This is a genomic window from Fodinicola feengrottensis (genome assembly GCF_010993775.1).
Classification (GTDB): Bacteria; Actinomycetota; Actinomycetes; order Mycobacteriales; family HKI-0501; genus Fodinicola; species Fodinicola feengrottensis.
The window spans coordinates 70,611-91,449 of record NZ_WOTO01000032.1; the positions used below are offsets into that span (position 1 = coordinate 70,611).

A 20,839-nucleotide genomic window follows, 5' to 3' on the forward strand; every position below is an offset into this window, starting at 1 on the left:
GCCGCTCGGATGGTTGGTCCGAGCGGCTTTTTCTATCCAGAGGAGCAAACAATGAACCTGACAGTTGACGGTGCCACGCTTTACTACGAAGTACGAGGCAGCGGGCCGGTGTTGTTGATGATCCCCGGCGGCGGTGGTGACGCCGGCTATTTCGGGCCGATAGCCGCCATTCTGGCGGACCGGTTCACGGTCGTCACGTACGACCGTCGAGGCAACTCGCGCAGCCCGCTGGACGGTCCACCGGCCGATCTGGTGATGGCCGAGCAGAGCACGGATGCCTTGCGGCTGCTGGAAACCTTCGGCGACGAGCCGGCGTACGTCTTCGGCAACAGCCTGGGCGCGGTGATCGGCATCGACCTTGCCATTCGTCATCCCGAGCGGGTACGCGCGTTGGTCGCCCATGAGGCGCCGCTGGTGGCCGCATTGCCCGACCCGGAGCCGCTCCGGCTGCGTTTCGCCGACATTCACGCCGCGTACGTCAGCGGCGGGGTGATGGCCGCGGTGACGAAGATGACCGAATACGAAGGTGGTTCCGAGGCGGGGCTGCCGGGAGGTCCAGAGCTGGGCGGCCGATTGGCCAGCAACTTCGGTTTCTTCGTCGGACATGAAATGCCGCCGACCATCCAGGAGTACGAGCCGGACCTGGAGAAGCTGCGTACGAGCGGAGTGCCGGTGGTGGTCGGGGTCGGCGAGCCGCGTAAGGACACGATGCAGGACGAGATCCAGGCCGCGCTGGCCGCGAAACTGGGCGTTGAGGCAGTCGACTTTCCGAGCTACCACCACGGATATCTGACCGCACCTGAGGCTTTCGCCCAGCGCCTAATGGATTCGATTGGTTAAGGACTGAGCTCCTGGTCTCAGTGGGCCGAGAGGGTGGCGATGGCTCGTTGAAGGAGGTCGCGGAGCGTTTTTTTTTTTTTCCTCGTCGGCGGTGAAAGCGGCGGACAGCCCGCGCTCCACTGCCAGTGCGGCCTCGTTGGCTTTGCGGAACACGGCGTGGCCGGCCCTGGTGAGCTTGGTGACGAGCACCTGGGCATGCAGATCTGACGGACTGCGTTCGATCAGGTTCTTGGCTTCCAGGGTGGACAGCAACGAGTTCATGCTCTGCGGAGTGACGTAGCAGATCCGGGCCAGCTGCGCTCCGGACAGCTGCGCCTGGGACAGTGCGAACAGCGCGGCGTACTGCGGCACCGAGAGCCCGAACGGCTTCAGTACGCGGCTTTTCTCTGCCATCAGCGCCTGCTCCGAACGCTTCAGGAAGGTGCCGAGGCGCTCCTCCAAGCCCTCGATGATGCGTTCCTCGACACCCATGCGTCCCTCGCTCACGTCAGCCATCCGCCGCTGGGACAAAACTATCAGACTTCTGACAGCTATGAGAGTTGTGCGCTTGACGAGAGCCGTCTCTGTCTGTTTCCATCTCTGGTGAGTATCAGAGTTCGAATAGACATCAGAGGTCAATGTGATGGAAGAGTCTTTCGGTTCGAGCGGCGGGCGGCCGGCTGCCACGCTGGCAGTGGGTGTGCGCGGCGATCGTGCTGGTGCCGGTGACCGCGACCGGTGCCTCGATCGCGCTGCCGGACATCAGCGCAAGCCTGCACACCAGCCTCGCCTCCGCGCAGTGGGTGGTGAACGCGTTTTTCCTGACGTTCGCGAGTTTCATGGCCATCAGCGGGTCGTTGGCCGACCTGGCCGGACGGCGGCTGATGTTCGCCACCGGTATCGCGGTGTTCTGCGCGGCCATGCTGGTCGCCGCCTACGCACCGGTGATTGGCGTGTTGATCCTGGCGCGGGTGATCGCCGGCATCGGCGCGGCGGCGGTGGTCACCGGTGGCAGCGCATTGCTGGCTCACGCGTACGCCGGACGGGGTCGGTCCAGAGCGTTCGCGCTGTTTGGCACCGCGATCGGTCTCGGCCTGGCCTTTGGCCCGCTGATCGCCGGCGTGCTGGTCACCGCGCTGGGCAGCTGGCGGGCCTTCTTCCTGGTCGCGGCTGTGATTTTGGTGCCGGTCCTGCTGGTGACGCCGTTGTTGCCGGCCTCGCGGGAGCGGCATCGGGCCGGCCTTGACTTGCCGGGTGCGATCACCCTGACCTTGTCCTTGTCGGCATTCGTGTTCGGAGTAATCGAGGGGCCGTCGCTGGGGTGGCGGCACCCGCTGGTGATCTGCGCGCTGGTGGCCGCCGCGGCATTGATGGCCGCGTTCGTCATCGTCGAGCGTCGGGGAACTCATCCCATGATCGACGTCTCGCTTTTCGCTGAGCCGCGATTCCTGGCGATCTGTGTGATCCCCATCCTGCTCGCTTTTGGCTTCGTCGCGCCATTGTTGGCCCTGCCGGCGTATTTCATGGGCGGTGGACGGCATCGATGCGCAAACGGCCGGCCTGCTGCTGGTGCTGCTGACCGGTCCGACGCTGGTCGTACCGGTGGTGGTAGGCGCCATCGCGCACCGGGTCTCTCGCAGCGCGTACTGCTGGTCGCCACGATGGTGTTGACCGCGGTCGGTGCGGCCTGGTCGACGCTGACCATCCATGCCGGTGCGTACGCCGGTGAGCTCGCCGGTCCACTGCTGCTGATCGGCACTGGTTTCGGGGTTTCGTTGGCAGTGCTGGACGGCGCGGCCGTTTCCGCCGTCTCGCCGGCACGCGCCGGAATGGCCGCCGGAGTGTTCAACACGATGCGTCTTGGCGGAGAAGCCGTCGCGATCGCTGTCCTTGGATCGTTGTTGGCCGGTGTCACCCAGGCACGCCTGACCGGCTCTCTTGGTGCCGATCGTGCGAGCGCGGTCACCGCGAGGCTGTTGCAGGGCGACATGAGCGGTACCTTGGCCGCCGGCGGCGAGCCGGCGGCACAGCTTCGCGTGATCGCGTCCAACGCGTACACCGACGCGCTGCACACCGGCATGTGGACGATCGCGGCCACCGCCGCCCTCGGCGCGGCAATTGTCGCCGTGTTGGTTCGAAAACGGCCGGTCAGTACGGGCAATGACGGCGAAGTCAAGGAAATGGCGCTCGCCGGCACGGCAGCTGGTTAAAGGGTCTGCATATCAGCAAAAGAGGAGAGACTGATGAGTGTACGAGTGTGGTTCGTGACCGGTGCGTCGGCCGGGTTTGGCCGCGCGATCGCGGTGCAGGCGCTGGCCGCCGGTGACACCGTGGTGGCCGCGGTCCGGCGTCCGGAGTCAGTGAAGGACCTCGTCGAGTCCGCGCCGGATCGGGTCACGGCTGTCCAGTTGGACGTGACCGACAAGGAGCAGATCACCGCCGCCGTCGCGCGGGCAATGAAGGTGTACGGACACATCGACGTGCTGGTGAACAACGCGGGCAGGGGCATCGTCGGTGCGGCCGAGGAGATTGCCGACCAGGAGTTGCGTGACCTGATGAACCTGCACCTGTTCGGACCGGCGGAGATCGTCCGGCAGGTGCTGCCGGCCATGCGGGCCCGCGGTCGCGGGGCGATCGTGCAGATGAGCAGCCAGGTCGGCCGCTACGCCTTCGGTGGGATCAGCGCGTACGCCGGCACCAAGTTCGCGCTCGAAGGCTGGTCGGAGGCGCTGGCCGAGGAGGTCCGGCCGTTTGGCGTCCACGTCATGATCGTGGAACCCGGGCCGTTTCGGACCTCCTTCAACGAACGAGATGTCCTTGAATTCACCGCCACCGGCGAGGTCTACCGCGAACTGCTCGCGCCGGTGCGGGCGGCCCTCACCCAGGCCAGCGGCGCGCAGGCGGGTGACCCGGTCCGCGCCGCCAAGGCGATCCTGACCGCGCTGGACGCCGAGCGGCCACCACTGCGGCTGGTGCTCGGCAACGAAGCCGTCGACACCATCGCGGCCAGCCTGGACAGGGCCCGCGCGGAACTGGCCGAGTGGGAGAGCCTGGCACGTTCGGCCGACTACCCAGCATGACGTGAGGGGAAACCCAAAGTGGACGAATGCATACAGACTGTTGTCTTTACCGCTTCTTGACAGATAGCCTGAAGCGGACAAAAACGACAGGGCGGCTACGGGGGCGTGGCGGTGGACGCGGCGACCGGAATCCTCGGATCTGAGGTACGGGAGCTGGTCCGCCGCCGCGGCTTGGACCCCGTCCGGCAGCCGTTGGCGATCCGCGAGTTGATCGAAGAGGCGCTGTCCGACTACGCCGACCGTTCGCTGACCGGCACCCTGCCGCCTCTTATGGACGCACCGGCCACAGCCCGGAGTCTCTTTGACGCGCTGGCCGGAATTGGTCCGCTGCAACGATTTCTCGAAGATCCGGAGATCGAGGAGATCTGGGTGAACGGCCCGGGCCGGGTGTTCGTGGCGCGCCGCGGCCGCAGCGAGTTGACGAACACCATCCTGTCCGCCGACCAGGTCCGCGACCTCGTCGAGCGGATGCTGAAAGGAACCGGCCGGCGGATCGACCTGTCCACCCCGTTCGTGGACGCCACCCTGGTCGACGGATCGCGGCTGCACGTCGTCATTCCGGACATCACCCGGGAACACTGGGCCGTCAACATCAGGAAATTCGTCGTACGGGCCAACAGTCTGGAACAGCTCTGCGGGTTGGGCACGATTTCGCTGCCAGCGGCCAGATTCCTTGAAGCCACCGTCGCCGCCGGCCTCAACGTGATCGTCAGTGGTGGTACGCAGGCCGGAAAAACCACCCTGCTGAACTGTTTTGGCCGCCGCGGTCCCGGCCAGCGAGCGGATCATCAGCTGCGAAGAGGTTTTCGAGCTGCGGTTCTGCGCGCCCGACTGGGTCGCCTTGCAGACCAGACAGCCCAATCTGGAAGGCTTCGGCGAGATACCGTTGCGGCGCCTGGTAAAAGAGGCGCTGCGGATGCGGCCGAGCCGGATCATCGTTGGCGAGGTCCGGCAGGCCGAGTGCCTTGACCTGCTGATCGCGCTGAACAGTGGACTGCCCGGAATGGCCAGCATTCACGCCAATTCGGCCCGCGAGGCGGTCACGAAGATGTGTACGCTGCCGCTGCTGGCCGGCGAGAACGTGACGACCGGTTTCGTGGTACCCACCGTCGCGTCCTGCGTCGACGTGGTCGTCCACGTCGAGTCGGACGGGTCCGGGCGGCGGCGGGTACGCGAGATCATCGGCGTCACTGGCCGGGCCGAGGGCAGCGTGGTGGAAACCGCCGAGATTTTCGCCAGCGGCGGCGGGAAATTGGCTCGATGCGGCGGATATCCGCCGCATCCCGATCGGTACGCGCGGGCCGGCTACGACCTGGCCGCGTTGCTGGGCGCCTGACAATGGGACTGCTCGGCGCCTTTCTTGGCCTGTTGGCAGGCATTGGCGCGCTGCTGGTGTGGCGGTCAGTGGCCCGGGTGCCGGCGCGCCGGTTCCGACCGGCCGCGGGTTGGTTCGCCCGGCGTACTGAAATGCTGCGTCAAGCCGGCATTGAGGGCGTCACCGGCGGCCAGCTGCTGATGATCCAGCTCGGGGTCGCCGTACTCGCGATTTTGGTGGTGTTGTTGATCAGCCGGAGCTTGTCGGTGTCCGCCTGCTTCGGAGTTTTCGGCTTTTTCGGTCCGGCGGCCGCGATAGTCCGCAGATTCCGCGATCGCCGGCAGGTCGAGTTGCGGGAGGTGTGGCCCGAGGTGGTCGACAACCTCACCTCCGCGGTGCGGGCCGGGCTGTCGCTGCCGGAGGCCGTCGGCGCCCTGGGCGTGCGCGGACCGGAACAGTTACGCCCGGCTTTCGTCCGGTTCGCGGCCGACTATCGGGCCACCGGACGGTTTTCCGACTCGGTTGACACCCTCCGGGACGCACTGGCGGACCCGGTGGGGGATCGGGTGTTGGAGTCGCTGCGAATGGCGCGTGAGGTCGGTGGCACCGAACTGGGGACGCTTTTGCGTACGCTGTCGGCTTTTTTCTGCGGGAGGACGCGAGAACAAGAGCGGAATTGGAGACGAGACAGTCCTGGACCGTCAACGGCGCGCGGCTGGCGGTCGCCGCGCCGTGGATGGTTTTACTCATGCTGGCAACGCAAAGCAGCACGCTGGCGGCGTACGACTCGACCACCGGCCGGATCCTGCTGGCCGCCGGCGGTGGGCTGTGTTTCGGCGCGTACCGGCTGATGATGCGCATCGGTCGGCTGCCGCAGGAGCGGCGGGTGCTGCGATGAGTTTCACGACTCTTGGAATGGTGCTCGGTTTCTTCGGCGGAGTCGGGCTGGTGGTGGCTGGTACGGGTGTGCCGTTGCTGCGTCGGGTACGGCTCGCCGATCGCCTTACGCCGTATTTACGTGACGCACCAAAACCTTCCCGGTTGCTCGCGGGCCGTACCCCGTCGCTCGGCGCTTTGGGGCGGTTGGCGCGGCCGGTTTTGGTGGAAATGGCGGGCATCGCCGACCGTTTGGTCGGCGGAAGTCGGTCGGTACGCCGCCGACAGCTCGCGCTCGGTGTCCCGGTGAATGTCGAGGAATTCCGGATCGAGCAGGTCCTCTGGGCTGGCGCTGGTGCTCTGCTCGGAGCGTTTTCGGGGGTACTGCTGGGATCACTTGCCGGTGAGGTGTCGATGGTGGCGGTCCTGTTGGTGGCTTTCAGTGCTGCGCTGGCCGGATTTCTCGGCCGGGACTGGTGGCTGTCCGCTCAGGTGCATCGGCGGACCGAGCTGATTCTGGCGGAGTTCCCGGTGATCGCGGACCTGCTCGCGCTGGCCGTCACCGCCGGCGAGGCGCCGGCACCCGCGTTGGAGCGGGTCTGCCGGATGTGCCGCGGCGAACTCAGTGCCGAACTGTCGCGGGCCCTCGCCGAGGCCCGTGCCGGGGCTTCGCTGCCGGCCGCGCTGGAGGCGGTCGCGCAGCGGACGACCATCGACGCGCTGTCCCGGTTCGTGGACGGCATTCTGGTGGCGCTGGAGCGAGGGACGCCGCTCGCGGCCGTACTCCGGGCTCAGGCCGCGGACGTACGCGAGGCTCGCAAGCGCGCGCTCCTCGCGACCGGCGGCCGCCGCGAGATCGCCATGCTCGTACCGGTCGTCTTCCTCATCCTGCCGGTCACCGTCCTGTTCGCTCTGTATCCGGGGTTGGTCTCGATCACCCTCCTTACCCGGTGATGCCTGTGGATAAGTAGCCGATCTTAAAGTCCGTTTGAAGTAGATATGACACCTTTTCTCACCATGGCTATCCCCAGGTCGAGGAGGTTGTCCACAGCTTTGATCGGACGCGATTCGGAAGGTGAAAGCTCCTTTACTCTGGGTGATTCAGGATTAATCGGACGGTGGTGACGGTCGTGGCGTTTTGGGTCTGGCTGCGGGTGCGGGTCTGCGACCTGCGGTCGCAGGACGGCGAAGCTGGCGACGTGCCTGGCTGGGTGATGGTCACGGTGATGACGGCGGGCCTGGTGGTGGCCCTTTTCGCGGTTTTCCGCGGCGCGATCATCGGAGCCGTCCAGGACGCGATCAGCAATGTGGTGTCCGGCACCCGCGGATAGCGGGGACGACGACGGCGCCGCGGTCGCGGAGTTCGCGCTGGTCTCGGTGCTGCTGATCTTCCTGTTCCTGGCCATTGCGCAGGTTGCCGTCTACCTGCACATATACGCAACGTGGTCACGGCGAGTGCGGCGGAAGGCGCGCGCTATGCGGCCAACGCGGATGTGCCGGCCGAGGCCGGCGGGCCGCGGGCGACTGCGCTGATCCGTGCGTCCGTCGGGCCGTCCACGAGTGCCGCGGTGAGCTGCCGGTCCGCGCAGGTCGCCGGGCCGGCCGGCGTACCGGTGGTCGAGGTGGACTGCGACGGCGCGGTGCCGGTCTTCTTCGCGCCGCTTGGACGCGTACTCCCGCTTCGTACGTCCGCGCGAGCCGTCGAGGAGGCGCCGTGAGATCGGTACGTAGTGACGACGGTTCGACGATCGTCGAGTTCGTGTTTCTCGGGATCGTCATCCTGGTGCCGTTGATGTATGTGGTGCTGCTCGCGTCCGATCTGCAGCGGAACGCATTCGGGGTCACCGAGGCCGCCCGGCAGGCGGGCCGGGCCTACGCGACCGCCGACGACGAGGGGAGTGCGCGGCGGCGGGCCGACTATGCGATGGGCCTCGCGCGCTCGCCGACCAGGGACTGTCGACCGACGGCGCGGAACTGCGTTTTGTGGCTGCCGGCGCCGACTGCCAGGGGCCGGAGGTGACGCCGACCCTCGCGCCGGGCTCGCAGTTTGCCGTCTGTGTGGTGCGAATCTTCCGCTTGCCGGCCGTACCGTCCTTTGTGGATGGTGGAAACAACACCGTCACCGGAATTTTCGTTGTCAGGATTGACCAGTTCCGCGGTACGCCGCGGTGAGCCGGTCGGACGAGGGCAGCTCGGTGCCGCTGGTGCTGCTCTTTTTCGTGCTGGCCCTGCTTTTGGTGGCCGGCACGGTGGCGGCTTCGGCCGCGTTCCTCGCCCAGCGCGACCTACAGTCGGACTGCGATGGCGCGGCCGTCGTCGCGGCGAACGCGTTGGACGCGGCCGGTTTCTACGGCTCCGACCGGGCCGGCGACGCGCTTCCACTGGCCGTCGGCGGCGCGCAGGCCGCCGTCGACCGCTATGCCGCCGACGCCGGGGCTGGGCAGCACGTCATTCGCCGTGACGGTCGACGACTCCCGAGCCCTGGTCGCCTGTGCGCGGATGGTGCCGGTCCCGTTCGGGGCGGCCTTCGGCTATTCGCAGGGATTGCGCCGGACCGCGGTCAGCGAGGCTCGGTCGCCCTACGCCCCTTAGCGGTTGTCACGCCCGCCGAAGTCCGCGCAGGTCAGCGGGGTGCTGTTGTGACAATCGGAATCCGATTGTGCAGTGGGTTGCGGAGTTGAACGCGCGCGTACAAGTGCGTCTTTGCTTACGTGACGTCCAAACCCACGTACCCACCCCCCGCCCTTTAAAAGGGCGGGGGCCAAAAATGTCAGCTCGGTACGACAATTTCGCGCCGCACCTGGTCAGAATGAGGCCCGTTGGGGCGGGAAGTGTGGAACCTCACTGTTGGGTGCGGCCGTAGCGGAACTTCTCCCCGGCCTGGGCGGCGGCGTTGACAGTGGCGAGCAGGTGGGTGAGTTCGTCGGCGGCCAGATCTGCGAAGGCGACGTAGCGCAGGCTTGAGTCACCCAGGCGTACGCGACCCAGTTTGCCGGCGTACGGGGTGACGAAAAGGTGCCGTCCTCGCGCGGCGCCAGGTAAAGGCTGAGGTAGTTCTTCTGCAACGCCAGTCCGACGATGGGCCAGTCGATCGGCTCAGGGGACGCCTTTACGGTGTAGTGGAACTGCCCGTAGCCAATCATGGTCATCGACATCCCCGGCCGCCCGGACGCGGTGCCGGCGACGAAGTGGCGCCCCAGATCGGGCGCGGCAGCACGGATCAGGGCATCGGTCGCCCGCAGGTCCTTCTCCCGATCTGGATCGAAGCCGAGGTAGTCCTCGACCGTGCCGACAGCCACCTTGAACATCTACGTCCTCCGCTCTGTTGAGTGCTAGTGAGAGTGGACCGGGGCCCGCCCGAAAAGTCATCGCGGAGAATACTGGTACAGATTTCACGACCGTACTAGTACGCTATCTCCATGTATGTAGCTCCCGAGCACACCGTCAGCGATCCTGAGCCGCTGCGGCGGCTGGTACGGGACTATCCTTTCGCCACTCTGCACAGCGCCGGCCAGGACGGACAGCTGGCTTCGCACCTGCCAATCGTCGTCGATCCGACGGCACCGGAGCCGGCCGCGGACGTCGTCGTGACCAGGCTGGTCGGCCACATGGGCGTCGCGAACAAGCACTGGAAGGCGATGCCGCCGGACAACTCGCGTGCTGGCGATCTTCAGCGGCCCGCACGCGTACATCTCGCCCACCTCGTATGGACCCGGCCCGCAGATCCCCACCTGGAACTACACGGCCGTCCACCTGCACGGGCGGCTGACGATCGTGCGGGAACCCGACGAGGTGATGCGGATCATGGCCGCGAGCATCGCCGGCCTGGAAGCCGGCCGGCAGCCCGAATGGGATCCGGCGGACTCGACCGAACTGCACCGAAAGAAACTGTCCGGGGTCCGGGCGTTCCGGATCGAGGCCGACCGGCACGAGGCGATTTTCAAGCTCAGCGGCAACAAACCGCTGGAGACGCAGCATGCGGTACGGGCCGCCCTGGCCGCCAGCCCGAGCGGCGCCGACCGCGACCTGGCCGCCTTCATGGACCGCGAAGTCCCGCTGCCCTAACCCTCACCCTTCGTAAAACCTGGTTATCCGCATAGACGCGATGCGTGCGTCAGACGCACGCATCGCGTCGATGCGGACAAAGCCCGGTTACAGGGAGTTAGCCGGCGCGGCTGACGCGGGCGGGTGCGGTGGCGTTCAGAGCGGCCGCCACGTGGTCAGCGAGCTCGGCGCCGTCGGCGGGTTCGAGGGCGGCCGTGGTGACGCGGATGAAGGGGCCACTGGTCAACCGGTACGGCTCGCCGGCCTGGACGGCCCACCCGCGGTCGAAGAGCTGCCGGACGACCGGGACTTCTTCCGGCACGGGCACGTACACATTCAGGCCGGACCGACCGCGAGCCGGTACGCCCCGGGTCGCCAGCTCAGCGAGGAAAGCCTCTCGGCGCTGCGTGTAAGCGCGTTGCGCCCCGCGGAGCCGATCCGCGGTGTCCTTTTCCCGCCACAGCTGCACGGTCAGCTCCTGGATCAGATGGCTGACCCACCCCGTACCCACTTGCTGGCGGCCCTCGACGCGGCTCGCGGTGGTCGGATCGGCGCCGATCATCGCGATCCGCAGGTCCGGCCCGAGCGACTTGCTCATCGACCGAATCAGCGCCCAGCGCGGCCGGTCGCCGAGCACGCTGACATATGGCGCGTCGACCGCGCCGCTCGCGTGGTCGTCCTCAACGACCAGCAGGTCCGGATGCTCGGCGAGAACGGCGGTCAGTTCCGCGCCGCGGACCGCGTCGATGGCTGAGCCCATCGGGTTTTGCGCTCGGGGCGTGATGATGCACGCGGCAATGGGCCGGGCCAGCGTGGCGGCGAGTTCGTCGGGCCTCATGCCGGCGTCGTCGATCGGCACGCCGACCGGCACGAATCCCATAGCCCGCAACAAATCCAGCACGCCGGTGTAGCCGGGATCCTCGACCGCCACCTGGTCGCCAGGTTTCAGGTACGCCGAAAGCACCCGCTCCAGCGCGTCCATCGCGCCGCCCGCCAGGCAGATCTGGCCGCGGCTCACCCGTACCGGATGCAGCTCGTGGACGGCCATTTCCAGCAGCTCGGGCAGCACCGTCGCGTCGGTGTAGAGATAGTGCCGGCGATGCAGCCGCGCGGCGACTTCTGGCAGCGAGGGAAGGAATTCCGGGTCGGGATTGCCGCTCGCGACATCCCGCACGCCGGCTGGCAATGGCGTCAGCGACCGGCCGGTCAGCGGCGGCCGCGGACTGACCCTGGTCCGGCTGCCGGCGCTGCTGGTCAGCACCCCGCGGTTGCGGAGCACCTTGTACGCCGCGGCGACGGTCGCCGGGCTGAGGTGCACCGCGGTGGCCAGCGCCCGCACCGAAGGCACCGTGGCACCGGGCAGCAGCCGGCCCTTGGCGACCGCCAGCTCGATCCCGGCGACGATCCCGGCGGCGGTCGGCTCAGCGATGGCGAACGGTAAATCCACCCTGCCCACTGTACTAGAACAGTGGGTCAAACGGCGGAATATCTCCGCACCCGGGGCCAAATGTCACGGATTGCCGCTTCAAGCGTGCTAGTACGGCCGATAGCTGACCGGTCCGTCGACTGTCTACATCGGACAATGGAGCTGATTGTCCGGCGATCCTCCAATGTGGAGGGTCGGCGACGAGCGAAAACTACCAACGGTGATCGGTACGGCGAGAAAGTCCACATTGGATTCCCGATTTCCCTGGACCCCGGCGTCGATAAGTGGCAGCGTGATCTGCTATGGCGGAATCAGTCTTGAACGCGACCGCGGCGGCATTGCTCGGACTGCTGCACGACGGACCGAAAACCGGGGGCCAGTTGGTCGCGGAGGCGACCGGTCGGCTCGGTCCATTCTGGACTACCACTCGTTCCCAGGTGTACAGGGAACTCCCCAGCCTCGCGGAAAAGGGTTTCGTACGGGCCGGTAAGGCCGGCGCCCGGTCGGCACAGCCGTACACGGTCACCGCGTCCGGGAAGCGGGCATTCTCCCGCTGGCTCGGTGAGCCGGCCGGCCATGACCAGCTGCGCAACCCGCTGATGCTGCGGGTCGCGTTTGGTGGCCTGCATGCTGGCGGGCAGCTCGCGGGTGTGTTCCAGGAGAAGAAAAAAGAGCACACCGAGGCGCTGGAAGCGGCCCGCGAGAGCCTGAAAGACGCCAAGCATGGCGGCGACAAGTTCTCAGTGGCCACCTTCGAATTCGCGGTCACCTACCACCGTGCCGTCCTCAAATGGCTGGACACCGCCCCCACCGACTGAAGTCGTACGCCTGTTTTCCCGGCCACCACTAACAATTCTCCAACCGACGCCGAGCCCCTGGACCCACGGCGTACTCGCCTCGGCGACGCTGCCGCCATGCGGCAACCCGACCCCACCGCGCAGAGGCCGAAGGCCTCAGGCGCCCGAGACGGTGGGATGGCCCGGTCTTGGGTCCGCCCCGGCGGCGCGGCCGTCGTGCGCCGCGCCAGGCACTGGCGCCAGAAACACAGCACTGGCGCCATACACTCTACGATTGTGGCTGAAGAAGATGTACGCGCCCAGCTGGAGGCATTGAGTTCCACGCTCCGCACGATCGAGTCGGTGCTCAAACCGGAGTCGATGCGGCAGGAGCTGGCGGGTCTGCAGGAGCAGGCGTCCGCGCCGGACCTCTGGGATGACCAGGAGAAGGCGCAGGATGTGACTTCCCGGCTGTCCTTCGTGCAGAGCGAGCTGGGGCGGCTGGACGGATTGCGCCAGCGGGTGGATGACGCCTTCGTGCTCCTTGAGCTGGCTGACGCCGAGGACGACGCGGACACTCGGGCCGAGGTGGTTGTCGAGTCGCAGCAGCTGTTCAAGCTGATCGATGAGCTGGAAGTCCGTACGTTGCTCTCCGGTGAATACGACTCGCGGGAAGCTGTCGTGACGATCCGCGATCCGCGCCGAGGCTGGTGGGGTGGACGCGGCCGACTTCGCCGAGATGTTGCTCCGGATGTATTTGCGGTGGGCGGAGAGGCACAAATACGGCACCGAGGTCTACGACACGTCGTACGCCGAAGAGGCCGGCATCAAGTCCGCGACCTTCGCTGTCCACATCCCTTATGCGTACGGGACGTTGTCCGTCGAGCAGGGCACCCACCGGCTGGTGCGGCTGTCGCCCTTCGACAACCAGCACCGCCGGCAGACCAGCTTCGTCGGGGTCGAGGTGCTGCCCAAGGTCGAGCAGGCCGACCACATCGAGATCCCGGACGATGACCTGCGTGTCGACGTCTACCGGTCCTCGGGTCCGGGCGGGCAGGGCGTCAACACGACCGACTCGGCCGTACGACTGACCCACCTGCCGACCGGTCTCGTCGTGTCCTGCCAGAACGAGCGGTCCCAGCTGCAGAACAAGGCCAGCGCGATGGCGGTCCTGCAAGCCAAGCTGCTGGAGCGGCGCCGCCGGCAGGAGGAGCAGGCCAAGATGGACGCCCTCAAGTCCGGTGGCTCCAGCTGGGGCAACCAGATGCGGTCGTACGTCCTGCACCCGTACCAGATGGTCAAGGACCTGCGGACCGAGTACGAGGTGGGCAACCCGCAGGCGGTGCTGGACGGTGAGATCGACGAGTTCATCGAGGCCGGCATCCGGTGGCGTAGGCAGCAGGAACTCGGCTCCTAGGTGTTAAAAGTCCCGGTAATGAGACCTTTGTCAGCGTCCCGGTAACGGCAATCCAAGGTAAAACGGGCGGGTTCGGAAGCCGGCCTGAGATGGTCAACCCGACCGCAGCACCAGGGCGTACAAGTGACGACGGTAGACTCGGCGGCCGTGATGAGCCAGCAAAGTCCTATGCCGGTGATGAACCAGTCCGGCGGCTCCAGTGCGATCTCCATGGAGCACGTGACCAAGAACTACTCGAAGTCCGGCCGCCCCGCGCTCGATGACGTGAACGTGCGGGTCAGCAAGGGTGAGTTCGTGTTCTTCATCGGACCCACCGGCTCGGGCAAGTCCACCTTCATGAAGTTGCTGCTGAAGGAGGAGAACCCGACCCGTGGCAAGGTGACGCTGGCCGGGCGGGACCTGTCGCAGGTCCGTGGTTGGAAGGTGCCCAGGATGCGTCGCAGCGTCGGCTGCGTCTTCCAGGACTTCCGGCTGCTGCCCACCAAGACCGCCGCGGAGAACGTCGGCTTCGCCCTCGAGGTGATCGGCAAACCCGCGAACGTGGTCCGCCGGGTCGTGCCAGAGGTCCTGCAGCTGGTCGGTCTGGAAGGCAAGGAAGGCCGGCTCCCGCACCAGCTCTCCGGTGGTGAGCAGCAGCGGGTGGCGATCGCCCGGGCGTTCGTGAACCGGCCGCTGGTGCTGCTGGCGGACGAGCCGACCGGCAACCTGGACCCGGACACCAGCATTGAGATCATGCGGCTGCTGGACCGGATCAACCGGACCGGCACCACCGTGGTGATGGCCACTCACGACTCGAACATCGTGAACCAGATGCGCCGCCGGGTGGTGGAGCTCGACCGCGGCCGGATCGTCCGGGACCAGGCCCGCGGCGTCTACGGCTAAAAGTACGGGTCTCATCTCCTATCCCGTTGCCCAGCGCCGTGCGGCGGCCCACATCCCGAGGAAGAAATGCGCGCGAAATTCGTACTGTCCGAGGTCGGCGTCGGCTTGTTCCGGAACGTCACCATGACCATCGCGATGGTCCTCACCACAGCTATTTCGCTTGCCCTGCTCGGCGCCGGTGGTCTCATCTACGCGCAGGTCGGCGAGATGCAGGACTACTTCTACACCAAGCTGGAAGTGTCGATCTTCGTCAAGGACAGCATCACCGCCGACCAGCGCTCGGCGCTGGACTCCGCGCTGCGCGGCGACCCGCTGGTCAGCACGGGTGACGCACGAGACGAAGGCGGACGCGTACGCCCGTTTCCGTGAACAGTTCAAGGACTCCCCGGAACTGGTCGCGAACGTGGGGCCGGACACGCTGCCCGAGTCGTACCGGGTCAAGCTCAAGGACCCGACCCAATACCAGGCCGCGGCCGCCAAATACGTCAAGTTCGTCGGCGTCGACCAGGTCGTCGACCAGAGAAAGCTGGTGCAGAAGCTGTTCGACGTGCTGGACACGTTCAGAAACGCGGCACTGCTGGTCGCGTTCGTGCAGGGCATCGCGGCGCTGTTACTGATCGGCAACACGATCCAGGTCGCCGCGTACTCCCGTCGGCGCGAGGTGTCCGTCATGCGGTTGGTCGGCGCGTCCAACTGGTATATCCAGCTGCCGTTCGTGTTGGAAGCCGCGCTGGCAGGTCTGGCCGGCGCGGTGATCGGCTGGCTGACGCTGCTGGGTGCGAAGTTCCTGCTGGTCGACAGGCTGCTGGACTCCGGAACCTTCGTCGGCGTGATCCCGACCTGGGACATTCTGTCGATGGTCAACGTGCTGGGCATCATGATCCTGGTCGGCGTCCTCCTGGCCGCCGTCGCCGGCTGGTTCACCCTGAGGTTCCAGATCAAGTACTGAGTTGTTGGCCGCAGTGCTGGGTTGTTGGCCGCAGTTCCTGCGGCGGCGCATCCGGTTCGCGTCGCTGGGGTGCCCAAAGGGCGGGCACCCCACCGCCACGAACCTGGGCGGCCTTCGCCGCCGCGCGCGCGGGCGGGGCTGGGATAGGTGTGGTTGGGTTTGTGGCCGCAGTTCTTGCGGCGGCGCGTCCGGTTTGTGTCGCTGGGGCGCCCAAAGGGCGGGCGCCCCGCCGCAGTGCCTCTGGCCGCAGTGCCTGCGGCGGCGCGTCCGGTTCGCGTCGCTGGGGCGCCCAAAGAGCGGGCACCCCACCGCAGTGCCTCTGGCCGCAGTGCCTGCGGCGGCGCATCCGGTCCGCGTCGCCGGGGCGCCCAAAGAGCGGGCACCCCACCGCCACGAACCTGGGGCGGCCTCCGGCCGCCGCGCGGGCGGGGTGGGATAGGTGTGGTTGGGATAGCTGTGGCTGGGACAGGTGTCAAAGTATCTGCTACGGCGTGAAATTGCCGTACCGGTGCTGTTTTCTTGCCCCCACCCAGTGATCGGGGGGGGGGGGTGGGTTTGAGGACGCGCGCGCGTGAAAATTTTGGTCCACTATGGGCGAAATGTCTTTTCTGGCGGGGTAAATGTGACACGCTGATACGGCAGTGACATTTGTGATTCGGGCATTTCACCCGTAGCCTCACCCTCGACTTGAGATCTAGGCCTGCCGGTCCGGTGGTGCCGGGACTGTCGAGGGGTGACCATGCGGCGGCGCGTTCAGGTGACGGTGGCGGCGGCGTTGCTGGCCGTCGTGGCGGTGGTGGGGACCCAGCCGGCGCTCGGCGACGACAAGCCCGGCGGCTCCAGCAACCAGCAGTCGGTCGACAAGCAGCTCGCCCAGGCCGAGGCCATTCTGGAGGGCGTCAACGCCAAGGCGCAACAGGCCGCCACTGCCCTGGCCAGGACGAAATGCTGCTGCTGCCGGGCGCGCGGGAGACCGTGGCGCGTACGCAGGGCCAGGTCGCGGCCGCGCAGGTAGTGTCGGCCAGCGCACAGCGGGCGGCGACTCAGGCGCGGACCGAGCTGGCGACGGCGGCGCAGCAAGTGAGCGCCGCGGACACTGTCGTGAAGCACGCTCGCGACACGGTCGGTTCCTTCGCGGCTGACGCGTACAAAGGCATTGGCATGGTCAACCTCGGTGCCGTCCTCAATGCCGAATCACCTTCGCAGCTGGCCACCAACATGGCGTATCTGAACCTCGCCTCCGGCAAGCAGCGGCAGGCGCTGAACGCGGCGACCGCGGCCCGGCAGGCGGCGACCGAGCAACGCAACGCGTACGTGCTGAAGAAGCAGGCCGCCGAGGCAGCCGCCAGCCAGGCCAGCACCGCCCTCGTGGGCGCGCAGAAAGCCGCCGCAGCGGCCACCGCGGCGCAGGCCCAGGTACAGGGGCTGGTCACCCAGCAGACGAGCGCGGTGAACGCTGTCAACGCCCAGCGCAGCGGCGTGGTGGCGCAGGTCGGCAAGCTGCAGGACGAGTCGAACCGGATCGCCGCCCAGCTGCGCGGTGTCGCCTCCTCACCGCGCGGCGGCCCGGCCAACGGGTCGCTGCTGTCGCCCGGCTACCTGCTCAAACCGGTCGACGGGTGGAAATCCAGCGACTTCGGCTACCGCTACGACCCGTACTACCACGTCTGGCAGCTGCACGCCGGCACGGACCTCGCGGCCCCGCACGGCACCCCGATCTATGCCGCCGCCGCTGGCACGGTCGTACGCGCCGGCTGGAACGGCGGCTATGGCAACTACACGTGCATCTACCACGGGAAACTGCGCGACGGGCGGGGCGTGTCCACCTGCTACGGGCACCAGTCCGCGATCCTGGTGAGCGACGGGCAGTACGTGCAGCGTGGCCAGCTGATCGGCCGCGTCGGCACCACTGGCGCGTCGACCGGCAACCACCTGCATTTCGAGGTACGCCTGGACGGCGACCCAGTGAATCCGCTGCGCTATCTCAACGTTTGAGTTTGTTGGCCGCAGTGCTGGGTTGTTGGCCGCAGTGCCTGCGGCGGCGCGTCCGGTTCGCGTCGCCGGGGCGCCCAAAGAGCGGGCACCCCACCGCCACGAACCTGGGCGGCCTCCGGCCGCCGCGCGGGGGTGGCCGGGATAGGTGTGGCTGGGTTTGTGGCCGCAGTGCCTGCGGCGGCGCGTCCGGTTCGTGTCGCTGGGGTGCCCAAAGGGCGGGCACCCCACCGCAGTGCCTCTGGCCGCAGTGCCTGCGGCGGCGCGTCCGGTTCGCGTCGCCGGGGCGCCCAAAAACCGGGCACCCCACCGCCACGAACCTGGGCGGCCTTCGGTCGCCGCGTGGGCGGGGCTGGGTTCGGGGTGGTTGGGATGGGCATGCGTGCGGCGAAGTATCTGCTACGGCGTGAAATTGTCGTACCGGTGCTGTTTTCTTGCCCCCACCCCAGTGATCGGGGTGGGGGGTGGGTTTGAGGACGCGCGCGAGAAATTTTTCGTTGCGGGCGGGTCGTTCGGGGCACGATGTGGGCGTACGGACGACCTCCGTCGCCGAGCGATCGGGCAGAGATAGCCACAGCTAGCTGCCGGTGCGGCCGCTGTCGGCGAGATTGGCATTATGGACCTGGAAACCAGAGGCGTCGCGGGGCTGCATGTCTGGGCCGGCGGCGAGCCGATCGACGACGTGACACTCGCCCAGTGGGAGCTGCAGTTCGCTCGCCGCGCGCTGGCCCTGCTCAAGGAACTGATCACGGAGCAGGAAATGAAGGCCCTGCTCGCGCCACTTATGGCCCGTTCGAAGAAGCTGTTCGACGAGTGGATCGCCGCGTCGAATGGCCAGCTGCGGTCGTTCGCCGTCGATATCGAGATTGACGGGCTGTCGGCCGCGCGATTCGCGGCCTGGTTTCAGGCAAACACCGGCGGCGCAGCGATGCTGGCCGCCCATCGAGCATTTTTTTTTTCGGCGACAGCGATCTGATCGAGACGATGGGCTGGTATCCCGTACACCTGGTCATGGAGCCGCTTCCCGACGACCAGGCGCCCGGTGAGCTGGATCCCGACTATCCCCAGCGGGTGATCGCCGCCGGTCGGGTGCAGGGCAGCGCCCAGCCGGCCGGCGCGGTGCTGCACCAGTTCCGGGACGTACCCACCGGCTGCCGCGCCAAACTCGCCTGCTATTTCCCGGCCGCCGCACCGGACGACTTCATCGCCATCCACCAGCGGCACGTCGCCGTCGAATTCAGCAACTGGCTGGTTGCCGCCCGCTCTGCCGTCGCCAGCAGCTGAAGACAAACCGGTGTACGGACTTCAGTCCTACGCCGAGAGCGATGGCCTTCAAGGCAGGAAATGGGCCGCTTATGGTGACCGTTGTGGTACGCGTCCGGGCCGTACGACCGTACGCCAGTTCCATCAGCTCGAACCGCTCGGCGATCCCGGCCACGAAGCGGCGGAACGCGGAACGGCAGATCCGTCTCCTGCATGCGAAACTCCAGCACGCTCGCCGGCTGCCACCGGGTGATGCGTTGCCGGATCACACCCTCGGCCGCCCGGCACTCCCGCGCAGCGCCAACGCCGCCCACCCCGGAGGGCAGCGCGCACTCCACTGGCCGTGGCACGCCGAGATAGAAGACCGGCGATCGCGGCCGCCGGTCCATCCGCGAATCCACCAGCAGTGGCCACACATCACCTGGTGTCGCCGGCAGTGTGGTGGCGGTGATGACTTTCAGGCTGATCATCGAAATCCTCCGACTTGAGCGATCGCTCAAGCCTGCCTCGATGAATCTGCTGTGTCCTGCACCAAAAGGCGGAAACGAGTTGCTCCTGGCGAGCGGAACGGCCATCGTGGAGCCGCGGTAATATTGCTGATTCTGATCATGGAGGTGTGTTGTGTCCCGCGAGACTGGGCGCAAGGCGATCGCGTCCAACCGCAAGGCGCGGCACGACTACACGATTCTGGACACCTGGGAAGCCGGCGTCATGCTGACCGGCACCGAGGTCAAGTCGCTGCGGCTGGGCCGCGCGTCGCTGGTGGACGGGTTCGCGCTGGTCGAGGGCGGCGAGATCTGGCTGCACGGGGTGCACATCCCGGAATACATGCAGGGCACCTGGACCAACCACGCCCCGCGACGCAAACGCAAGCTGCTGCTCCATAAGTCCGAGATCGAGAAGCTCATCGGCAAGACGCACGAGGGCGGCCTCACGATGGTGCCGCTGCAGATGTACTTCTCCGACGGCAAGGTCAAGGTCGAGCTGGCGCTGGCCCGCGGCAAGCGGGAGTACGACAAGCGTCAGGACCTCGCTCGCCGCGACGCGGACCGCGAGGTCCTAAGGGCTCTCGGGCGGCGGACGAAGGGCATGGAGTGACGCCGCCCGCGTCAGACGCCGACATCCCGGCGTACTGGCGCGGGCTCGGCCTGCCTGGCCTGATCGACACGCACGTCCACTTCCTGCCCGTACGGATGCAGGAGAAGGTGTGGGACTACTTCGACCACGGGTCCGCGAACTACGGGACTGACTGGCCTGTGGTCTATCGGTTGCCTGAATCCGCGCGTGTCTCGTTATTGGAGTCGTTTGGAGTTCTCGCGTTTCCGTCGCTGCCGTATCCGCACAAACCGGGCATGGCCGGGTGGCTGAACGCCGAGGCGGCCACTTTCGCCGATCGAGTGCCGTCGGTGCTGAAGTCCGCGACCTTCTACCCCGAGCCTTCGGCGCTGTCGTACGTGACCGCGGCGCTGGATGACGGCGTACGTATCTTCAAGGTGCACGTACAGGTGGGCGCCTTCGACCCGCGGGACGAGCTGCTGATGCCGGTGTGGGGGCTGCTGGCGTCGTCCGGCGTGCCGGTTGTCGTGCACTGCGGCTCCGGCCCGTTGGCTGGGGGGCGCACACCGGGCCTGGGCCTTTCGGGGACGTGCTAGCCGCCCATCCGTCGCTTACGGCGATCATCGCCACACGGGGGATGCCGGAATACGCCGCTTTCCTGACGTTGGCTATGGCGTACGAGCGCGTCTACCTCGACACGACGATGGTCGCCACCGACTTCACCAACGCACTGATGCCGCTGCCCTCGGACGTGGCCGCCCGCTATGCAGACATCGGGGACAAGATCCTCTTCGGCTCCGACTTCCCGTCCATCCCACACTCGTACGCGCACCAGATCTCCGCCGTACACGGGCTTGACCTGGGCGATGACTGGATGCGGGCGGTTCTCCACGACAACGCGGCGCGGCTGTTCGGGCTCCCGGTGGAGTAATCCGGTTGCCTGG

General features: G+C 67.2%; 24 protein-coding genes and 5 pseudogenes. 26 read left to right on the plus strand and 3 right to left on the minus strand.

The window, feature by feature from the left end:
• Positions 1–51 precede the first annotated feature (51 nt).
• Positions 52–840 (plus strand): alpha/beta fold hydrolase, encoded by a 789-nt coding sequence (locus GNX96_RS27210; RefSeq protein WP_279581614.1) that lies wholly within the window; start codon positions 52–54, stop codon positions 838–840.
• Here the strand turns inward: GNX96_RS27210 and GNX96_RS27215 are convergent.
• Positions 820–1,326, minus strand: a complete 507-nt coding sequence (locus GNX96_RS27215) for a MarR family winged helix-turn-helix transcriptional regulator (RefSeq protein ID WP_279581615.1) — start codon at positions 1,324–1,326, stop codon at positions 820–822. The genes GNX96_RS27210 and GNX96_RS27215 overlap by 21 nt on opposite strands.
• A 191-nt stretch (positions 1,327–1,517) precedes the next feature.
• Here GNX96_RS27215 and GNX96_RS27220 point away from each other — a divergent pair, with 191 nt between their 5' ends.
• From GNX96_RS27220 to GNX96_RS27260, 11 genes and pseudogenes are all read left to right on the plus strand, one after another.
• The gene (locus GNX96_RS27220) at positions 1,518–3,029 is read left to right on the plus strand and encodes an MFS transporter (protein WP_163570398.1); all 1,512 of its coding nucleotides are present in this window, start codon (positions 1,518–1,520) and stop codon (positions 3,027–3,029) included.
• Between the two features lie 33 nt (positions 3,030–3,062).
• A complete protein-coding gene (locus GNX96_RS27225) occupies positions 3,063–3,899 on the plus strand; it encodes an oxidoreductase (RefSeq protein ID WP_163570400.1) in 837 nt (278 codons plus the stop codon).
• Between the two features lie 270 nt (positions 3,900–4,169).
• Positions 4,170–4,637, plus strand: a pseudogene (locus tag GNX96_RS55570) (ATPase, T2SS/T4P/T4SS family); the annotation flags it as partial.
• 16 nt (positions 4,638–4,653) lie between these two features.
• Positions 4,654–5,235: a CpaF/VirB11 family protein gene (locus tag GNX96_RS55575; RefSeq protein WP_279581616.1), complete on the plus strand. Its 582-nt coding sequence runs from the start codon at positions 4,654–4,656 to the stop codon at positions 5,233–5,235.
• 2 nt (positions 5,236–5,237) lie between these two features.
• On the plus strand, positions 5,238–6,065 hold the full coding sequence (locus tag GNX96_RS27235) for a type II secretion system F family protein (protein WP_279581617.1): 828 nt from the start codon (positions 5,238–5,240) through the stop codon (positions 6,063–6,065).
• Between the two features lie 43 nt (positions 6,066–6,108).
• Entirely contained in the window at positions 6,109–7,044 is a 936-nt protein-coding gene (locus GNX96_RS27240) for a type II secretion system F family protein (RefSeq protein WP_163570402.1), read from the plus strand.
• Between the two features lie 176 nt (positions 7,045–7,220).
• A complete protein-coding gene (locus tag GNX96_RS27245) occupies positions 7,221–7,421 on the plus strand; it encodes a hypothetical protein (protein WP_279581618.1) in 201 nt (66 codons plus the stop codon).
• Positions 7,396–7,623 (plus strand): TadE family protein, encoded by a 228-nt coding sequence (locus tag GNX96_RS64950; protein WP_390624160.1) that lies wholly within the window; start codon positions 7,396–7,398, stop codon positions 7,621–7,623. Before GNX96_RS27245 ends, GNX96_RS64950 begins: the two co-directional genes overlap by 26 nt.
• Complete coding sequence (locus tag GNX96_RS27250; RefSeq protein WP_279581619.1) at positions 7,533–7,808, plus strand: hypothetical protein; 276 nt, start codon at positions 7,533–7,535, stop codon at positions 7,806–7,808. Before GNX96_RS64950 ends, GNX96_RS27250 begins: the two co-directional genes overlap by 91 nt.
• Positions 7,805–8,110, plus strand: coding sequence for a hypothetical protein (locus GNX96_RS27255; protein WP_163570403.1), 306 nt, complete (start codon positions 7,805–7,807; stop codon positions 8,108–8,110). Before GNX96_RS27250 ends, GNX96_RS27255 begins: the two co-directional genes overlap by 4 nt.
• A gap of 148 nt (positions 8,111–8,258) precedes the next feature.
• Complete coding sequence (locus GNX96_RS27260) at positions 8,259–8,771, plus strand: pilus assembly protein TadG-related protein (protein ID WP_163570405.1); 513 nt, start codon at positions 8,259–8,261, stop codon at positions 8,769–8,771.
• A 123-nt stretch (positions 8,772–8,894) separates the two neighbouring features.
• Here the strand turns inward: GNX96_RS27260 and GNX96_RS27265 are convergent, their stop codons facing one another.
• Positions 8,895–9,398: a DUF1801 domain-containing protein gene (locus tag GNX96_RS27265; protein WP_163570407.1), complete on the minus strand. Its 504-nt coding sequence runs from the start codon at positions 9,396–9,398 to the stop codon at positions 8,895–8,897.
• A 111-nt stretch (positions 9,399–9,509) separates the two neighbouring features.
• Here GNX96_RS27265 and GNX96_RS64955 point away from each other — a divergent pair.
• Both GNX96_RS64955 and GNX96_RS55580 read left to right on the plus strand, forming a co-directional pair.
• Positions 9,510–9,716, plus strand: a pseudogene (locus GNX96_RS64955) (FMN-binding negative transcriptional regulator); the annotation flags it as partial.
• 25 nt (positions 9,717–9,741) lie between these two features.
• Positions 9,742–10,155 (plus strand): annotated as a pseudogene (locus tag GNX96_RS55580) (FMN-binding negative transcriptional regulator); the annotation flags it as partial.
• Positions 10,156–10,252: 97 nt separating this feature from the next.
• Here GNX96_RS55580 and GNX96_RS27275 read toward each other — a convergent pair.
• Complete coding sequence (locus tag GNX96_RS27275) at positions 10,253–11,581, minus strand: aminotransferase class I/II-fold pyridoxal phosphate-dependent enzyme (RefSeq protein WP_163570410.1); 1,329 nt, start codon at positions 11,579–11,581, stop codon at positions 10,253–10,255.
• Positions 11,582–11,862: 281 nt separating this feature from the next.
• On the opposite strand from GNX96_RS27275, the gene GNX96_RS27280 reads away from it, so the two are divergent.
• From GNX96_RS27280 to GNX96_RS27330, 12 genes and pseudogenes are all read left to right on the plus strand, one after another.
• Positions 11,863–12,378 carry a PadR family transcriptional regulator gene (locus GNX96_RS27280; RefSeq protein WP_163570412.1) on the plus strand — a complete coding sequence of 172 codons (516 nt, stop codon included), beginning with the start codon at positions 11,863–11,865 and terminating at the stop codon, positions 12,376–12,378.
• A gap of 255 nt (positions 12,379–12,633) precedes the next feature.
• Positions 12,634–13,753 (plus strand): annotated as a pseudogene (prfB, locus tag GNX96_RS27285) (peptide chain release factor 2).
• A gap of 177 nt (positions 13,754–13,930) precedes the next feature.
• Positions 13,931–14,635 carry a cell division ATP-binding protein FtsE gene (gene ftsE / locus GNX96_RS27290; RefSeq protein ID WP_279581624.1) on the plus strand — a complete coding sequence of 235 codons (705 nt, stop codon included), beginning with the start codon at positions 13,931–13,933 and terminating at the stop codon, positions 14,633–14,635.
• Between the two features lie 66 nt (positions 14,636–14,701).
• Entirely contained in the window at positions 14,702–15,004 is a 303-nt protein-coding gene (locus GNX96_RS55585; RefSeq protein ID WP_279581620.1) for a cell division protein FtsX, read from the plus strand.
• A complete protein-coding gene (locus tag GNX96_RS27295; RefSeq protein WP_279581621.1) occupies positions 14,961–15,584 on the plus strand; it encodes a permease-like cell division protein FtsX in 624 nt (207 codons plus the stop codon). The genes GNX96_RS55585 and GNX96_RS27295 overlap by 44 nt, the downstream gene beginning before the upstream one ends.
• A gap of 739 nt (positions 15,585–16,323) precedes the next feature.
• Positions 16,324–16,599, plus strand: coding sequence for a hypothetical protein (locus GNX96_RS27300; protein WP_163570414.1), 276 nt, complete (start codon positions 16,324–16,326; stop codon positions 16,597–16,599).
• A complete protein-coding gene (locus GNX96_RS27305; protein ID WP_163570416.1) occupies positions 16,530–17,579 on the plus strand; it encodes a M23 family metallopeptidase in 1,050 nt (349 codons plus the stop codon). The genes GNX96_RS27300 and GNX96_RS27305 overlap by 70 nt, the downstream gene beginning before the upstream one ends.
• 613 nt (positions 17,580–18,192) lie before the next feature.
• Positions 18,193–18,552, plus strand: coding sequence for a hypothetical protein (locus tag GNX96_RS27310; protein WP_163570418.1), 360 nt, complete (start codon positions 18,193–18,195; stop codon positions 18,550–18,552).
• 8 nt (positions 18,553–18,560) lie between these two features.
• The gene (locus tag GNX96_RS27315) at positions 18,561–18,860 is read left to right on the plus strand and encodes a hypothetical protein (RefSeq protein ID WP_163570419.1); all 300 of its coding nucleotides are present in this window, start codon (positions 18,561–18,563) and stop codon (positions 18,858–18,860) included.
• 71 nt (positions 18,861–18,931) lie between these two features.
• Positions 18,932–19,327 (plus strand): hypothetical protein, encoded by a 396-nt coding sequence (locus GNX96_RS27320; RefSeq protein ID WP_163570421.1) that lies wholly within the window; start codon positions 18,932–18,934, stop codon positions 19,325–19,327.
• A gap of 133 nt (positions 19,328–19,460) precedes the next feature.
• Complete coding sequence (gene smpB / locus GNX96_RS27325; RefSeq protein WP_163570429.1) at positions 19,461–19,937, plus strand: SsrA-binding protein SmpB; 477 nt, start codon at positions 19,461–19,463, stop codon at positions 19,935–19,937.
• A pseudogene (locus tag GNX96_RS27330) lies at positions 19,934–20,826 on the plus strand (amidohydrolase family protein). The gene smpB and the pseudogene GNX96_RS27330 overlap by 4 nt, the downstream one beginning before the upstream one ends.
• The last annotated feature ends 13 nt before the right edge of the window (positions 20,827–20,839 follow it).

Excerpts from the sequence above, each read along its gene's own strand:
- GNX96_RS27210 (WP_279581614.1), top strand. The coding sequence starts at position 52 with ATGAACCTGACAGTTGACGGTGCCACGCTTTACTACGAAGTACGAGGC.
- GNX96_RS27315 (WP_163570419.1), top strand. The coding sequence starts at position 18,561 with ATGGGCTGGTATCCCGTACACCTGGTCATGGAGCCGCTTCCCGACGAC.
- GNX96_RS55585 (WP_279581620.1), top strand. The coding sequence starts at position 14,702 with ATGCGCGCGAAATTCGTACTGTCCGAGGTCGGCGTCGGCTTGTTCCGG.
- ftsE (WP_279581624.1), top strand. The coding sequence starts at position 13,931 with ATGAACCAGTCCGGCGGCTCCAGTGCGATCTCCATGGAGCACGTGACC.
- GNX96_RS27300 (WP_163570414.1), top strand. The coding sequence starts at position 16,324 with ATGCGGCGGCGCGTTCAGGTGACGGTGGCGGCGGCGTTGCTGGCCGTC.
- GNX96_RS27265 (WP_163570407.1), bottom strand. The coding sequence starts at position 9,398 with ATGTTCAAGGTGGCTGTCGGCACGGTCGAGGACTACCTCGGCTTCGAT.
- GNX96_RS27320 (WP_163570421.1), top strand. The coding sequence starts at position 18,932 with ATGGTGACCGTTGTGGTACGCGTCCGGGCCGTACGACCGTACGCCAGT.
- GNX96_RS27305 (WP_163570416.1), top strand. The coding sequence starts at position 16,530 with ATGCTGCTGCTGCCGGGCGCGCGGGAGACCGTGGCGCGTACGCAGGGC.
- GNX96_RS27310 (WP_163570418.1), top strand. The coding sequence starts at position 18,193 with ATGGACCTGGAAACCAGAGGCGTCGCGGGGCTGCATGTCTGGGCCGGC.
- GNX96_RS27225 (WP_163570400.1), top strand. The coding sequence starts at position 3,063 with ATGAGTGTACGAGTGTGGTTCGTGACCGGTGCGTCGGCCGGGTTTGGC.
- GNX96_RS27280 (WP_163570412.1), top strand. The coding sequence starts at position 11,863 with ATGGCGGAATCAGTCTTGAACGCGACCGCGGCGGCATTGCTCGGACTG.
- GNX96_RS27240 (WP_163570402.1), top strand. The coding sequence starts at position 6,109 with ATGAGTTTCACGACTCTTGGAATGGTGCTCGGTTTCTTCGGCGGAGTC.
- GNX96_RS64950 (WP_390624160.1), top strand. The coding sequence starts at position 7,396 with ATGTGGTGTCCGGCACCCGCGGATAGCGGGGACGACGACGGCGCCGCG.
- GNX96_RS27235 (WP_279581617.1), top strand. The coding sequence starts at position 5,238 with ATGGGACTGCTCGGCGCCTTTCTTGGCCTGTTGGCAGGCATTGGCGCG.